This window comes from Methylibium rhizosphaerae, assembly GCF_006386545.1.
GTDB lineage: Bacteria > Pseudomonadota > Gammaproteobacteria > Burkholderiales > Burkholderiaceae_C > Pseudorivibacter > Pseudorivibacter rhizosphaerae.
Window position 1 is genome coordinate 1 of sequence record NZ_SWAR01000027.1, and the last position, 12,500, is coordinate 12,500.

Annotated in this window: 15 protein-coding genes; 8 read left to right on the forward strand and 7 right to left on the reverse strand. The window is 70.3% G+C overall.

Features of this window, described 5'->3' with window-relative positions; genetic code table 11:
* Positions 1-154: 154 nt before the first annotated feature.
* The 3 genes from E8D38_RS18415 to E8D38_RS18420 all read right to left on the reverse strand — a co-directional run bounded on the left by E8D38_RS18415 (position 155) and on the right by E8D38_RS18420 (position 1,368).
* Complete coding sequence (locus E8D38_RS18415) at positions 155-787, reverse strand: hypothetical protein (RefSeq protein WP_140634195.1); 633 nt, start codon at positions 785-787, stop codon at positions 155-157.
* A gap of 32 nt (positions 788-819) precedes the next feature.
* Positions 820-993: a hypothetical protein gene (locus tag E8D38_RS28360; protein WP_181179236.1), complete on the reverse strand. Its 174-nt coding sequence runs from the start codon at positions 991-993 to the stop codon at positions 820-822.
* A gap of 117 nt (positions 994-1,110) precedes the next feature.
* Positions 1,111-1,368, reverse strand: coding sequence for a hypothetical protein (locus tag E8D38_RS18420; protein ID WP_140634197.1), 258 nt, complete (start codon positions 1,366-1,368; stop codon positions 1,111-1,113).
* Between the two features lie 122 nt (positions 1,369-1,490).
* Between E8D38_RS18420 and E8D38_RS18425 the strand changes: the two genes are divergently transcribed.
* Positions 1,491-2,393: an alpha/beta hydrolase gene (locus E8D38_RS18425; protein ID WP_140634199.1), complete on the forward strand. Its 903-nt coding sequence runs from the start codon at positions 1,491-1,493 to the stop codon at positions 2,391-2,393.
* Here the strand turns inward: E8D38_RS18425 and E8D38_RS18430 are convergent.
* Positions 2,390-2,827 (reverse strand): GNAT family N-acetyltransferase, encoded by a 438-nt coding sequence (locus E8D38_RS18430; RefSeq protein ID WP_140634201.1) that lies wholly within the window; start codon positions 2,825-2,827, stop codon positions 2,390-2,392. The two genes, E8D38_RS18425 and E8D38_RS18430, sit on opposite strands and share 4 nt — an antisense overlap.
* 8 nt (positions 2,828-2,835) lie before the next feature.
* Positions 2,836-3,183: a GFA family protein gene (locus E8D38_RS18435; RefSeq protein ID WP_140634202.1), complete on the reverse strand. Its 348-nt coding sequence runs from the start codon at positions 3,181-3,183 to the stop codon at positions 2,836-2,838.
* A 151-nt stretch (positions 3,184-3,334) separates the two neighbouring features.
* Between E8D38_RS18435 and E8D38_RS18440 the strand changes: the two genes are divergently transcribed.
* Positions 3,335-3,922, forward strand: coding sequence for a DUF924 family protein (locus E8D38_RS18440; protein WP_140634204.1), 588 nt, complete (start codon positions 3,335-3,337; stop codon positions 3,920-3,922).
* Here the strand turns inward: E8D38_RS18440 and E8D38_RS18445 are convergent.
* Positions 3,919-5,628: a long-chain fatty acid--CoA ligase gene (locus E8D38_RS18445; protein WP_140634206.1), complete on the reverse strand. Its 1,710-nt coding sequence runs from the start codon at positions 5,626-5,628 to the stop codon at positions 3,919-3,921. The genes E8D38_RS18440 and E8D38_RS18445 overlap by 4 nt on opposite strands.
* A gap of 144 nt (positions 5,629-5,772) precedes the next feature.
* On the opposite strand from E8D38_RS18445, the gene E8D38_RS18450 reads away from it, so the two are divergent.
* From E8D38_RS18450 to E8D38_RS18475, 6 genes are all read left to right on the forward strand, one after another.
* Positions 5,773-6,939, forward strand: coding sequence for a YbaY family lipoprotein (locus E8D38_RS18450; RefSeq protein WP_140634208.1), 1,167 nt, complete (start codon positions 5,773-5,775; stop codon positions 6,937-6,939).
* 82 nt (positions 6,940-7,021) lie between these two features.
* Positions 7,022-7,558: a hypothetical protein gene (locus tag E8D38_RS18455; RefSeq protein ID WP_140634210.1), complete on the forward strand. Its 537-nt coding sequence runs from the start codon at positions 7,022-7,024 to the stop codon at positions 7,556-7,558.
* Positions 7,559-7,680: 122 nt separating this feature from the next.
* Complete coding sequence (locus tag E8D38_RS18460; RefSeq protein WP_140634212.1) at positions 7,681-8,493, forward strand: transporter substrate-binding domain-containing protein; 813 nt, start codon at positions 7,681-7,683, stop codon at positions 8,491-8,493.
* A 50-nt stretch (positions 8,494-8,543) separates the two neighbouring features.
* Positions 8,544-9,206: an amino acid ABC transporter permease gene (locus tag E8D38_RS18465; RefSeq protein WP_140634214.1), complete on the forward strand. Its 663-nt coding sequence runs from the start codon at positions 8,544-8,546 to the stop codon at positions 9,204-9,206.
* Positions 9,207-9,222: 16 nt separating this feature from the next.
* Positions 9,223-9,876, forward strand: coding sequence for an amino acid ABC transporter permease (locus E8D38_RS18470; RefSeq protein WP_140634216.1), 654 nt, complete (start codon positions 9,223-9,225; stop codon positions 9,874-9,876).
* Positions 9,860-10,624 (forward strand): amino acid ABC transporter ATP-binding protein, encoded by a 765-nt coding sequence (locus E8D38_RS18475; protein WP_140634218.1) that lies wholly within the window; start codon positions 9,860-9,862, stop codon positions 10,622-10,624. Before E8D38_RS18470 ends, E8D38_RS18475 begins: the two co-directional genes overlap by 17 nt.
* 4 nt (positions 10,625-10,628) lie before the next feature.
* On the opposite strand, the gene E8D38_RS18480 is transcribed toward E8D38_RS18475, so the two are convergent.
* Positions 10,629-12,365, reverse strand: a complete 1,737-nt coding sequence (locus E8D38_RS18480; RefSeq protein WP_140634220.1) for a serine/threonine protein kinase — start codon at positions 12,363-12,365, stop codon at positions 10,629-10,631.
* Positions 12,366-12,500: the final 135 nt, after the last annotated feature.

Here is a 12,500-nt window from a genome sequence, read left to right on the forward strand (position 1 = left end):
CCCCTGGCAGGCACTCACCCTGCGGGCCGGGGCCGGCAAGGGCGCATGCGGGTGTTGCGCCGCTTGCCCAGGCGTCCAGCCTGGGCTGCGCACCGCGCCTACGCCTGCACCCTTGTCGGCCCCCGCGGGGGGGCCATTTCACTGACGCAGTGGACTAGAAAAGCCCTGCCTTCTCGGCTGCGCCCAAGGCGGTCTTGGCCAGCGAACCGAGCTGGGCATTGATGTCGGCCGAAGGCGGGGTACTTGCCTTGGCCGTCCACAGCAGCCGGCCGCTGGCCACGTCGGTGATGCGGTTGTCGGTGGCGTAGCCGGCAGTGGGCTGGCCGCCGCCGATGGGCACCGACACACCGCCTCCCACGCCGACCCGGCCGGTGCCGATGCCGAAGCCGCCGATCCCGATCGACATGCCGGGGCTCAGATCGCGGGCGGCCAGCATGACGGTGGCCGACAGCACCGCCTTCGCACCCGCCTCACGGGCCGCCGCGAAATACTGCTCGGCCGGCAGCGGACGGCCAGGCTCCGGGTTGACGACCTTGGAGGCATGCACGGGCACGGCGCCGCGCGCGACCACTTCGGCCGCCAGCTGGTCCTGGCAGATCTGCTTCACCACGCTTTCGAAGGCCTCGCAGGCCACCAGTACCTTCGTCCCGCGCAGCGAGGCGGTGCCCCCCAGCTGGGGGTCGACCCATTGCGCGTCGAGCCGCGTCGAGGCGCAGCCTCCCACGAGCAACGCCGACACCAACGCGGTGGCGGCCAGCAGCGGGCGGGTTGCGGCGGTGGGTGACATGGGGTCCTCCTTTGCGCGTCACGCGTCAAGCGTCAGTCGGATCGGTGCGGGTCTTCCGCTTCGTTGCCATCATCGTCCTTCGGGATGTCTTCCTCGAAGGCCTGCTCCGGCTGTTCGTTGTCGAGTATCGGCGAGCGAGCCGGGCGTTCGGGCGGCGAGTTGCGAGTGTCGGGGTTGGACGGACCGGCGGGTTGGCGAGCGGACATGGCGAACTCCTGCAGTGACGGTGGGCATGCCCGCAGTGTCCTGTGCGCACGGGCCGCGCCCCATAGGGCAGCCGGCCGGCCGGCTGTCGGCAGCGGCTGACAGCCGCTGACAGCCGCCTATCGGTGCTTGACGTGTTCGCGGTTGAACCCGCGGGTGGGCGCGATGGTGCTCGGCAAGCCGGAAGAATTCGGATCGCACGGCGCCTGCCATTCGCGCAGCTCCTGCTCCAGCACCTTGTGCCCGTCTCGCGCTGCGATCTGGATCAGCTCGAACACGTTCACGTCGTTCACGAGGTCATGACCCAGCCCGCGCTTGAGCAGGCGGTAGATCTCCTGAACATCCTCGGTGGCTCCTGGCTTGGTGGCGTCGTTCATGGTGCGACCTTCCGGTTGCTGCGTTGCGGGATATCTGCATTGTGGGCGTCTGCCGTGCCTGGCACGTAAAGAAATCCCTGATCGCCTTGAACTTTCGGGCGGGCGCGCGATCTTGCAGCTCCATGACGAAGGACAGGAAATCGCCGGCCGCCCTGTGGCGGGCCGGACTGGGCGCCGTGCTGGCCACCGCAGCGCTGCTGGGCTGCGGCTCGTTCGAGGAGCAGCAGCGCAAGTGGATCTTCCAGCCCTCGAAGGAAACCTGGCGGGCCGGCGCCAGCGCCGCCGAAGGCATGGAGGACGTGTGGATCGACTTCCATTCCGCGGCCTCGGGCACCCCGGCGCGCCTGCACGGCCTGTGGCTTGCGCAGCAGAACGCCGACGCCCCGGTGCTGCTGTACCTGCACGGCGCACGCTGGGACGTGCGGGGCAGCGCGCCGCGCATGCGCCGCATGCACGAGCTGGGCTTCTCGGTGCTGGGCATCGACTACCGGGGTTTCGGCAGGAGCACCGAGGCCCTGCCCTCGGAACTGATGGCCTACGAGGACGCCCGCGCCGCCTGGGATTGGCTGGCGCAGAAGCACCCGACCGCGGGGCGCTATATCTTCGGCCACTCGCTGGGCGGCGCCATCGCGGTGCAACTGGCCAGCGAAGCGGGCAACGAGCTGCAGGGCCTGATGCTCGAAGGCACGTTCACCTCGATCCCTGCCGTGTTCGACACCATGAAGTGGGGCTGGCTGCCGCTGGGTCCTTTCATCACGCAGCGCTTCGATTCGGCCAGCCGCATCGCCAAGGTCAAGGCACCGGTGCTGGTGGTGCACGGCAGCGCCGACCGGCTGATCCGGCCGGAGCTCGGTCAGCAGCTGTTCGAGCAGGTGAAGGCCGAGAAGAAGAAGTGGCTGCTCATCGAGGGCGGCTCGCACCACAACACCAATGCGCTCGGACAGGCGCAGTACCGCCAGGCGCTGGCGGAGCTGTTCGGGCTGGGGGCGAAGGCAAGAGGCGGCGCCGCGGCTGCCCTGCACTAGCGGGTTAGGGCGCGCTTTTGCATCAGGTACTTGACGATGCCCTGCGGGTATCCGGAGATCTGCGCCAGGGCTTCGTAGCCATGGCGGCGGTAGAACTGCGGCGCCTGGAAGCTCAGGGTCGTGAGGTAGTAGATGCAACAGCCTCGCGTCGCGGCATGCCGTTCGAAGTCCGCCAGCAGCCGCGATCCGACGCCTGAGCCGCGGTGCGCCTCGTGCACCCACAGCTGCAGCAGCTCGCAGCAGCCGCCCCAGGTGCGGCCCACGGCCCCGCCGACCACCTCGCCGCCGGCGCTTCTGGCAAACACCGCCAGCGGCCGCACTTCGCCCAGCGGCGCGGCCGCGAAGTTGTAGCCGTCGAGCCCGGCGTCGACCGCGTCCAGGGCCTCCTTCGGAGGCTGGTCGCAGACCTCGAAGCGCGGGGAGTCGACGTTCATCGGCCGCGCTACTTCGACCGACCGTCGAACGGCGTGACCTGCACGCTGGCGAGGTCGATGTCTTCGAGGCAGCGGATGTTGATGGCCGCCATGCGGTTGCCCTTGGGGTCGGTGCCCTCGCCATAGGGATGCATGCCGCACGACGGGCAGAAGCGGTGCTTGATGACGTGCTTGTTGAAGGTGTAGGTGCTGGCGTTCTCTTCCGGTGTGAGCAGCCGGAGCTGGTCACGCGGCACGAACCACATCAGCGAACCCTTGCGCTGGCAGATCGAGCAATTGCAGGAGATCACGCCCTGCGGCTCGCCGTCCACCTCGAAGGCGATGCGGCCGCAATGGCAACTTCCGCGGTGAGTCATGCTGGTTCTCCTTGGGCTTCTAGGCTTCCAGGCAGGCAGGGGCGCGAGCGCGAGCTGTCCCGTTTGATCGGCCGCAGCCTACCGCAGGAGGCCTCGTCCGGAGAAGCCCCACGGCTGCCGGCGCGGCCGCATGAGGGCACGATCGCCGCCCATGACCATGCACACCCCCGTTTCGAACGCCGCCGCGGTGACCGACTTCTGGTTCGGCACCGACCCCGACTACCCACAGCGCGATGCCTGGTTCCGCAAGAGCGACACCTTCGATGCGCAGATCCGCGACCGCTTCGGGCCCACCATCGAAGCCGCGCTGGCAGGCGGCCTGCACGACTGGGATGCCACGCCGCAGGGCCTGCTCGCACGCATCGTGGTGCTCGACCAGTTCACCCGCAACGCCTTTCGCGGCTCGGCGCGGGCCTTTGCGGGCGACGCCCTGGCGCTGGCCGCTGCACGGCAGCTGGCGGACGCGGGGCTCGACCGCGAGCTGCATCCGGTGTGGCGCTGTTTCGCCTACCTGCCCTTCGAGCATGCGGAAGACCTGGCGATGCAGGAGCGGTCGGTGGCGCTGTTCACCGCGCTGGCCGCGGCCGATGCCCGCTTCGAAGGCCACCTCGACTATGCACACCGGCATCACGACGTGATCCGCCGGTATGGGCGGTTTCCGCACCGCAACGCCGTGCTGGGCCGTGCCTCAACCCCGGAGGAGCTGGCCTACCTGGCACAGCCGGGCGCCGGCTTCTAGGTGCCCGCGCCACCGGAGCGCTCGCGCTCCTGCAGCACCCGCCACAGCACCTTGCCCGCACCCGACTTCGGCAGCGCATCGACGAACTCCACCACCCGCGGGTACTTGTATGCCGCCATCTGCTCGCGCGACCAGTCGATGAGGTCGGCCTCGGACACCTGGCCGCGCTGTTCGGGGCGCAGCACCACCACCGCCTTGACCGTCTCGCCGCGGTAGGCGTCCTGCGTGGCGATCACGCAGGCTTCCTGCACCGCCGGGTGCTTGTACAGCAGCAGCTCCACCTCGGCCGGCCACACCTTGAAGCCGCTCGCGTTGATCATGCGCTTGAGCCGGTCGGTGATGAAGAAGTAGCCTTCATCGTCCATGCGGCCCAGGTCGCCGGTGCGGAAGAAGCGCTCGCCGTCCACTTCGACGAACGCCGCCGCGGTGGCCTCGGGGTGGCGCCAGTAGCCTTCGAACACCATCGGCCCGCGGGTGACGATCTCGCCCACCTCGCCCACCGGCATCTCCTTCAGCGTGACCGGATCGATGACACGGGAGTCGGTGCCGTACAGCGGGATGCCGGCGCACTGCAGCTTGGCCCGCTCGGGCGGGTTGCCATGGGTGGGCGCTGCGGTTTCGGTGAGGCCGTAGCCTTCGGCGAAGGTGAGGCCGAACTCCGCCTGCAGACGCTCGGCCACCGCATGCGGCATCGCCGCGCCGCCGCCGCTCAGGTAGCGCAGGCTCGACAGGTCGAAGCTGCGGTAGTTGGGGCTTGCGAACAGGTCGATGATCATCGTGGGGATGCAGGTCCAGTGCGTCACCCGATGGCGCGAGATCAGGGCGCCGGCGAGCTCGCGGTCCCATCGCGGCATCAGCACCACGGTGCTGCCGCACCACAGCGCGCAGTGCATGCCGTACATCATCCCGGTGATGTGGAACAGCGGCACCACGCCCAGGCTCACCGACTCGGCGCTGGCATGGCCCCACAAGGCGCCGCCCACCGCGTTGTGCATCAGCGTGCGGTGGTTGTGCATGCAGCCCTTGGGCAGCCCGGTGGTGCCTGAGGTGTAGGGCAGGATCGCCAGGTCGTCGGACCGCGCCTGGTGCGGCCCGGGTTGCATCCGGGCGGCCAGCGCGTCGGCCCAGCGGGTGGCGCCCAGGGGCAGCGGGTGCTCGGCCCGCAGCCACTGCTCCATGGCGGCCGGCGGCGCGAGGCCGGGCTCGTACTGCTCGGGAAGTGCGTCGGCATAGCGGGCCACCAGCAGGTGGCGCAGGCGGTCTCCGGCCGGCAGCGCCTCGTTGGCCCGCGCGACATTGGCCGCGAGGTCGGCGCTGCAGATGGCCACCCGTGTCTGCGGGTCGGTGATGTAGTGGCCGAACTCTTCGGCCTTGTTCATCGGGTTGACCGGCACCACCACCGCGTCGGCACGCAGGATGGCGTAGTAGGCCACCACGTACTGCGGGCAGTTCTGCATGTACAGCGCCACGCGGTCGCCGCGCTTCACGCCGGCATGCTGCTGCAGCCAGCCGGCCAGGGCCTCGCACTGGCGCTGCAGTTCGGCATAGCCGAGCGAGCGGCCGAAAAAGAGGTAAGCAGTCTTGTCCGGATAGCGGCGCGCCGCGACCTCGAGGTTGAACCACAGCGTGGTGTCGGGCACCACCAGTTCCCTGGGCAGGCGTTGCGGCCAGTGGCGCAGGTGCGGTCGATCGGCGGGAACGGGCATGCAGCGGCTCCGGAAGAAACAAGGGCAGACCGGTGTACCGCAGCGCCGCCCGGGGCGCCATGGGAACGCCCCGCACCCGCCCTGTCTCCGGCGCGACAAGCCACGGCGTACGATGGCCGGCTCCTGCCACCCGAAAGACACCCGATGCTCACGTCGCTGCAGCAACGCCTGGCCGCATTGGCACTGCCGTGCCTGGCGATCGGCGGCACTGCGGCCGCCGCGCCGTCGGCCCAGGTGGCCCACCGCTGCAGCGGCCAGGAACAGGTGGTGGTGCTGTACGACAACAGCGCCCGCGAGCCGGGCCGCGCGCTCGCCTGGGTGCACGACGGCACCCAGACCCACCGGCTGCCGCTGGTGCGCTCGGCCTCGGGTGCGCGCTATACCGACGGGCTGTGGTCGTGGTGGGGCAAGGGCGGCGAGGCGCGACTCGAACGCAAGGGCCGGCCGGCCCTCACCGGCTGCCGGGCCGAACTGACGCAACGCGTGCTGATCGACCGGCGCACCCGCACCCAGTGGCTGCTGCCGCCGGCCTGGACCGAAGAGCGGGTGGACGAGACGCTGCTGCAAGGCCGCGCCGCCGAGGCCGCGCAGCCCGGCGCCCAGGTGCTTGCGCGCTACAGCGCCCGTCCCGCCGCCGCGGCCGGTGCGCCGCAGGTGCTGGCGCGGCTCCTGGTGTTCGGCACCCCCGACTGGGAGGCCCTGGCCGCGTCGCCCAGCGGCGCGGCAGCCGGTGAGCCGGTGCTGCGCACGCCGACGTGGACCTACGTCATGCACTTGCCCCCCGCACCTGCCGCACCCGCGGGCAGCGCGAGCACGCCGGAAGGTGCCGCCTCCGAACCGACGCTGTCGCCGCCGCCGGCCGGGCAGGTCGAACTCGAAGCGGCCGCCCACGGCCTGCGGTCGGGCCTGCAGCTGTGGGGCCGCGGTCCGCTGCTCGAAAGCTGCCGGGTGCAGGGCAGCGTGAACCATCGGGAACGTCTGGCGCTGTTGCCGGGCGACCAGCTGCAGGTGCAGCTGCTCGACCTGTCGAGCCCCGGCACGCCGCCCAAGGTGCTGGCCGAGCACCGACGCGCGGTGGGCCAGGCCCAGGTGCCGCTGCGCTTCGAGCTGCCCTGCGGGCCGGCGCCGCTGCCCGAGGGCGCGGACGCGCGCATCGTGGTGAAGGCGCGCATCACGCGAGGCGGCCAGGTGCTGCTGGCCAGCGAAAACCCGGCACCGGTGCTCACCCAGGGGCTGCTTCACGAAGCCACCCTGCAGCTCAGCCGCATGCGCGACAAGCCGGCCCGGCCCAGCCGCGAAACCAGCCGCTGAACCAGCCCACAACCCTGCCCCGGCCGCGGTTGTTGGCACGCGCACGCGGGGCTATGCTGGCCGGCTCCTGCCCGCACCCACCATGGCCCTGCCGCTCGCCGCTGCGTTTGCTGCCCCCAATCTCGCACCCGCCGTCATCGACGTCGAGGCCTCGGGATTCGGCCGCGACAGCTACCCGATCGAGGTGGGGCTGGCGCTCCCCGACGGCCGCTGCTGGTGCAGCCTGATCAAGCCGCTGCCGCACTGGCAGCACTGGGACGCCTCGGCCGAGTGCATGCATCACATCGAACGCGCCACGCTGCTCGACCATGGGCGCGACGCGGTGCTGGTGGCCCGCGAGCTGAACCGGCTGCTCGGCCGCCAGACCGTGTACTCCGACGGCTGGGCGCATGACTACACCTGGCTGGCCAGGCTGTATGACGGCGTGGGCGAAAGCCCGTCGTTCCGGATCGACACGCTGCGCGGCCTGCTCAGCGACGACGAAGCGGCCGTCTGGCATGCCACCAAGCAGGAGATCGCCAACGAGGTGAGGCTGGAGCGCCACCGCGCCAGCAGCGACGCCAAGCTGCTGCAACTCACCCTGCTGCAGGTGCGCACGTTGCGCCGCTCGCGGTCATAAAGCACCATGTCGGTGCGATGGCCGTCACAAATGCGGGCATGCGACGGCTCGGTGCGCACCGGAATCGAGCGATGCCTTGCATACAAGCCTGGCATGCAACCTGCACTGAGGAGCCGGGCCCGATGCCCGCCCCTTTCCAGGAGACACGCGTGAACCGACCCCGCCTGCTTGCCGGCCTGCTGGCCGCCCTTGCCCTTGTTGCCGCCCCTGCCGCCCGCGCCGATGCGCTGGACGACGTGCTGAAGGACAAGCTGATCCGCATTGCCGTCCCGACCGACTTTCCGCCCTACGGTTTCGTCGCCACCGACCTGAAGCCGCAGGGGCTGGACATCGACATGGCCAACCTCATCGGCGCCAAGCTGGGCGTGAAGGTCGAGCTGGTGCCGGTGACCAGCGCCAACCGCATCCCGTACCTGCAGACCAAGAAGGCCGACCTCGTGATCTCCACGCTCGGCAAGAACCCCGAGCGCGAGAAGGTGATCGACTTCACCGCGGCCTACTCGCCCTTCTTCCAGGCCGTGTTCGGCCCCAAGGGCACGACCGTCAAGAGCGCGGCCGACCTGGCGGGCAAGAGCGTGTCGGTGACGCGCGGCGCCATCGAGGACATGGAGCTCACCAAGATCGCGCCGTCCGGCACCGACATCAAGCGCTTCGAGGACAACAACACCACCGTCTCCGCCTTCGTGTCGGGCCAGGTGCAGCTCATCGCCACCGGCGCCTCGGTGGCCGGCAACCTGATGGCCAAGAACCCGCAGCTTGGCACCGAGTTCAAGTTCGTGCTGAAGGACTCGCCCAACTTCATCGGCGTGGCCAAGGGTGAAGACAAGCTGCGCGCCAAGGTCAACGAGATCATTGCCGAGGCCAAGAAGGCCGGCGAGCTCGACAAGCTGGCCGGCAAATGGCTCGGCCGCCCCGCGGGCGACCTGCCGCAGTGATGACGACCACCATCCCTGGCCACTGCCACTGGCTTTAGCAGTACCGGCGCATGAGCATCAGCTTCGACTTCGCGGCCGTGCTGGCCGAGTGGCCCCTGCTGGCCAAGGGCATGGCGGTGACGCTCGCGCTCACCGCCGTGTCGGCCGCGCTGGGCATGCTGCTCGGCGTGGCCTGCGCCTGGGCCCGGCATGAAGGGCCGGCCTGGCTGCGCGCGCTGGTGGGCACCTATGTGGAGCTGATCCGCAACACGCCCTTCATCGTGCAGCTGTTCTTCCTGTTCTTCGGGCTGCCGAGCCTGGGCGTGAAGCTTTCGCCCGAGCTGGCCTCGGTGCTGGCGATGGTGATCAACCTGGGCGCCTATGCGGCCGAGATCGTGCGTGCCGGGCTCGCCACCACGCCGCATGGGCAGATCGAGGCCGGCCAGAGCCTCGCGCTCGACCGCTGGCAGCTCTTCAGGCATGTGGTGCTGCCGCCCGCGCTCAAGCGGGTGTGGCCCGCGCTGGTGAGCCAGATCGTCATCGTGATGCTGGGCTCGGCGGTGTGCGGACAGATCGCCACCGAGGAGCTGTCGTACGCAGCCAACCTGATCCAGTCGCGCAACTTCCGCGCCTTCGAGTCCTTCATCGTGGCCACCGCGCTCTATCTCGCGCTCGCGGTACTGGTGCGCCAGCTGCTGAACTGGGCCGGGCCGCGCTTCCTGTTCGGCCGCTGAAGGGACACACAACACCATGGTCGACTTCAGCCTCTGGGACATCCTGCGCAACCTGCTGCTCGCCGCGCGCTGGACCGTCGGGCTTTCCCTCATCGCGTTCTTCGGCGGCGGCCTGGTGGGCCTCGCGCTGCTGGTGGCCCGGGTGGCCAGGCTGCGCGGCGCCGAGCCGCTGGTGGCCGGCTACGTGCAGCTGTTCCAGGGCACGCCGCTGCTGATGCAGCTGTTCCTCGCCTACTTCGGCATCGCGCTGCTGGGCATCAACGTGTCGCCCTGGGTCGCCGCGGCGCTGGCCCTCACCCTCTACACCAGCGCCTTCCTCACCGAGATCTGGCGCGGCTGCGTCAACGCCGTGCCGCGCGGGCAGTGGGAGGCCGCACAGGCGCTGGCCCTCAACCTGCGCGAGCAGCTGCGCTACGTGATCGGCCCGCAGGCGCTGCGGGTGGCGCTGCCGCCCACCGTGGGCTTCCTCGTGCAGGTGATCAAGGGCACGGCGCTCGCGTCGGTGATCGGCTTCATCGAGCTCACCAAGGCCGGCACGATGATCACCAACGCCACCTTCCGTCCGTTCACCGTCTACGCCTGCGTGGCACTCATGTACTTCGTGCTGTGCTACCCCATCTCGGCCTGGAGCCGATCGCTCGAAAGGAAGTTGCATGTCGCTCGCCGCTGAGGCGCCCGCCCCCCGTACGCCGGGCATCGTCGAGATCCGCGGGCTGCGCAAGCGATTCGGCCAGAACGAGGTGCTCAAGGGCATCGACCTGACGGTCGCCCGCGGCGAGGTCATTGCCATCATCGGCAAGAGCGGCTCCGGCAAGAGCACGCTGCTTCGCTGCATCAACGGGCTCGAGAGCTTCGACGAAGGCTCGCTGAGCGTGGACGGTCAGGCGCTCGAGCACGGCAACCCGCGCGCGATGCGCGAGCTGCGCCAGCACGTGGGCATGATCTTCCAGAGCTTCAACCTGTTCCCGCACCTGAGCGCCGGCCGCAACGTGATGCTGGCGCCCCGGCTGGTGAGGAAGACCCTGCCGGTCAAGGGCGAGGAGCAGGCCAAGCGGCTGCTTGCGCGGGTGGGCCTGGCCGAGAAGTTCGACGCCCTGCCCGAGCAGCTCTCGGGCGGTCAGCAGCAGCGGGTGGCCATCGCCCGCGCGCTCGCCATGGAGCCGGCGGTGCTGCTGTGCGACGAGATCACCTCCGCGCTCGACCCCGAACTGGTGGGCGAGGTGCTGCGGGTGGTGGAAAGCCTGGCCGACGACGGCATGACGCTGCTGATGGTCACCCATGAGATGAACTTCGCCCGCAAGGTGAGCGACCGCGTGGTCTTCATGCACGCCGGCCGCATCCACGAGATCGGCCCACCCGAAGAACTCTTCGGCAACCCCAGGACCCCCGAACTCCAGCAGTTCCTCTCGCGCGAATGACCCGTCAGGGCTGATAGGCCCGCTGGTTGGCTTCTTCCTGTTCGCGCACCCGCTTGCATTGCGTGTGGTGGGCGAATTCCGGCTTCTCGCATTCGCGCTTCATGCACAGGAAGAGCGCCAGCAGCACGCGGCTGCCGCAGGCTTCGCGCGGGCTGCGCGGGCCGGCCTGTGGCGCCGGCGTGTGCACGGCGGCGTTTTCTGCCCGCTGCTGCTGCTGCTGCGGCGGCGTACGCCGGGGTGCCGGTTCGGGCTCGCCGCCTTCGGCTCGTGCGCCGGACGGCTCATGGGTCGGCCTCGCGCGCGGCCGCGGCGTGGGCGCCGCGGCGGCCAGCAACGTGCCGGGCGCGGGCGTCGCAGCCGAGGCAGGTGCGGCGACCGCCGCACTGGCGGCAGTGGCCTGCGAAGCTGCCACCATGGCCACACTGGCCGCCTGAGCCACCGTCTGCGCCGGCGCAGCAGAGGCCGGCATCGCCACCGCAGAGGCGGCGGGTGACGAGGCAGCCGCCTGCACCTCGGCCGGGCCACGCTCCGGCTTCGACGTCACGTACCACAGCAGGCCGGCAAACACGATCGGCACGATGCCAAGAGCGGCCAGGGGCCAGCGGCGGCGCCCGCCGGCCGACGCCTCGGCGGGGGGCCTGGCGGACTCCAGTGGCGGCGCCCCGGTTGCCGGTGCCCAAGCCGTCTGCGGCTGGGAGGGGGCTCGCGGCACCACCACCGTGGCCTCGTGCGCCGCTTCGGCGGGCGCAGCCGGGCGCGGCGGCGAATAGGGCTGCGTCGGTGCATAGGCGGCCGTGGGTGACGCGGCCTGGCCTGCCTGCTGCGCACCTTCGCCGCGCAGCAGCGCCTGCAGAGCGGCCACGTTTTCCGGACGCCCCTGCGGGCGTACGGTGAGGCAGGCGTCGATGGCGCCGACGAAGGCGTCGCTGTAGTGCAGATGGGCTTCGCTGGCCAGGGTGGCGGCCACGCTGCGTGCGGTGGGCAACTCGTCGTGGACGGCCCGCGCCGCCGCCGGCGTGGGCGGCCGGCCGGTCAGGCAGAAGTGCATGACCGCGCCGAGCGCGTACAGGTCCGTCCAGGGGCCCTGCCGCAACCCGGCCGTTTCGGCGTATTGCTCGATCGGCGCGAAGTTGGGCTTGAGGATGGCGGTGAGCGTCTGCGTCCGGTCGCCGATGACGCGGCGGGCCGCGCCGAAGTCCAGCAGCACCGGCTGGCCGTTGGCCAGCAGCAGGATGTTGTCGGGCGCGATGTCGCGGTGGTAGACCTGTTCCTTGTGCAGCACGTCGAGAGCGCCCAGCAGCGGCTCGAGCAGGTCGCGCAGCCAGGCCTCGCCGGGCGGCTGCTCCATGCTCTTGCGCACGTCGCGCAGCGTGCGGCCCTGGTAGTAGGGCATCACCATGTAGGCGGTGCCGTTGTCTTCCCAGAAGCGGTAGACCTTCACCAGCGACGGATGGTCGAAGCGCGCCAGCAGCTTGGCTTCGTTGACGAAGGAACGCAGGCCCACGCCGAAGGTCTCGACATGCGAGGTCGAGCGGATCGACACCGAAGCCCCCTGCCCTCGCGCGGCCAGCGCCTGCGGCATGTATTCCTTCAGCGCCACCAGCCGCTCGAGGGCATGGTCGAAGGCGAGGTACACGATGCCGAAGCCGCCGACGCCGAGCACGCGCTGGATCTCGAACTCGCCCAGCCGGGTGCCGGGCTGCAGCGCGTCATGTTCGGGAGGCGGCGTGTCTTGCGTCATGGGGGCCCGGGGAACGGAAAGGCAAACAGGCGGCAGCTTAGCTCACGGCGTTGGGGTGGTGGCCAGTGACTTGCGACTGGAGACCGGCAACCGTTCACAATGCACTCCCCTGGTCAGCAGTCACCAGTCACCAGT

Bases quoted from the DNA above. Each gene is read 5' to 3' on its own strand.
- E8D38_RS18470 (WP_140634216.1), top strand. From the start codon at position 9,223: ATGGTCGACTTCAGCCTCTGGGACATCCTGCGCAACCTGCTGCTCGCC.
- E8D38_RS18430 (WP_140634201.1), bottom strand. From the start codon at position 2,827: ATGAACGTCGACTCCCCGCGCTTCGAGGTCTGCGACCAGCCTCCGAAG.
- E8D38_RS28360 (WP_181179236.1), bottom strand. From the start codon at position 993: ATGTCCGCTCGCCAACCCGCCGGTCCGTCCAACCCCGACACTCGCAAC.
- E8D38_RS18445 (WP_140634206.1), bottom strand. From the start codon at position 5,628: ATGCCCGTTCCCGCCGATCGACCGCACCTGCGCCACTGGCCGCAACGC.
- E8D38_RS18460 (WP_140634212.1), top strand. From the start codon at position 7,681: ATGCCCGCCCCTTTCCAGGAGACACGCGTGAACCGACCCCGCCTGCTT.
- E8D38_RS18425 (WP_140634199.1), top strand. From the start codon at position 1,491: ATGACGAAGGACAGGAAATCGCCGGCCGCCCTGTGGCGGGCCGGACTG.
- E8D38_RS18475 (WP_140634218.1), top strand. From the start codon at position 9,860: ATGTCGCTCGCCGCTGAGGCGCCCGCCCCCCGTACGCCGGGCATCGTC.
- E8D38_RS18440 (WP_140634204.1), top strand. From the start codon at position 3,335: ATGACCATGCACACCCCCGTTTCGAACGCCGCCGCGGTGACCGACTTC.
- E8D38_RS18415 (WP_140634195.1), bottom strand. From the start codon at position 787: ATGTCACCCACCGCCGCAACCCGCCCGCTGCTGGCCGCCACCGCGTTG.
- E8D38_RS18450 (WP_140634208.1), top strand. From the start codon at position 5,773: ATGCTCACGTCGCTGCAGCAACGCCTGGCCGCATTGGCACTGCCGTGC.
- E8D38_RS18465 (WP_140634214.1), top strand. From the start codon at position 8,544: ATGAGCATCAGCTTCGACTTCGCGGCCGTGCTGGCCGAGTGGCCCCTG.
- E8D38_RS18455 (WP_140634210.1), top strand. From the start codon at position 7,022: ATGGCCCTGCCGCTCGCCGCTGCGTTTGCTGCCCCCAATCTCGCACCC.
- E8D38_RS18420 (WP_140634197.1), bottom strand. From the start codon at position 1,368: ATGAACGACGCCACCAAGCCAGGAGCCACCGAGGATGTTCAGGAGATC.
- E8D38_RS18480 (WP_140634220.1), bottom strand. From the start codon at position 12,365: ATGACGCAAGACACGCCGCCTCCCGAACATGACGCGCTGCAGCCCGGC.
- E8D38_RS18435 (WP_140634202.1), bottom strand. From the start codon at position 3,183: ATGACTCACCGCGGAAGTTGCCATTGCGGCCGCATCGCCTTCGAGGTG.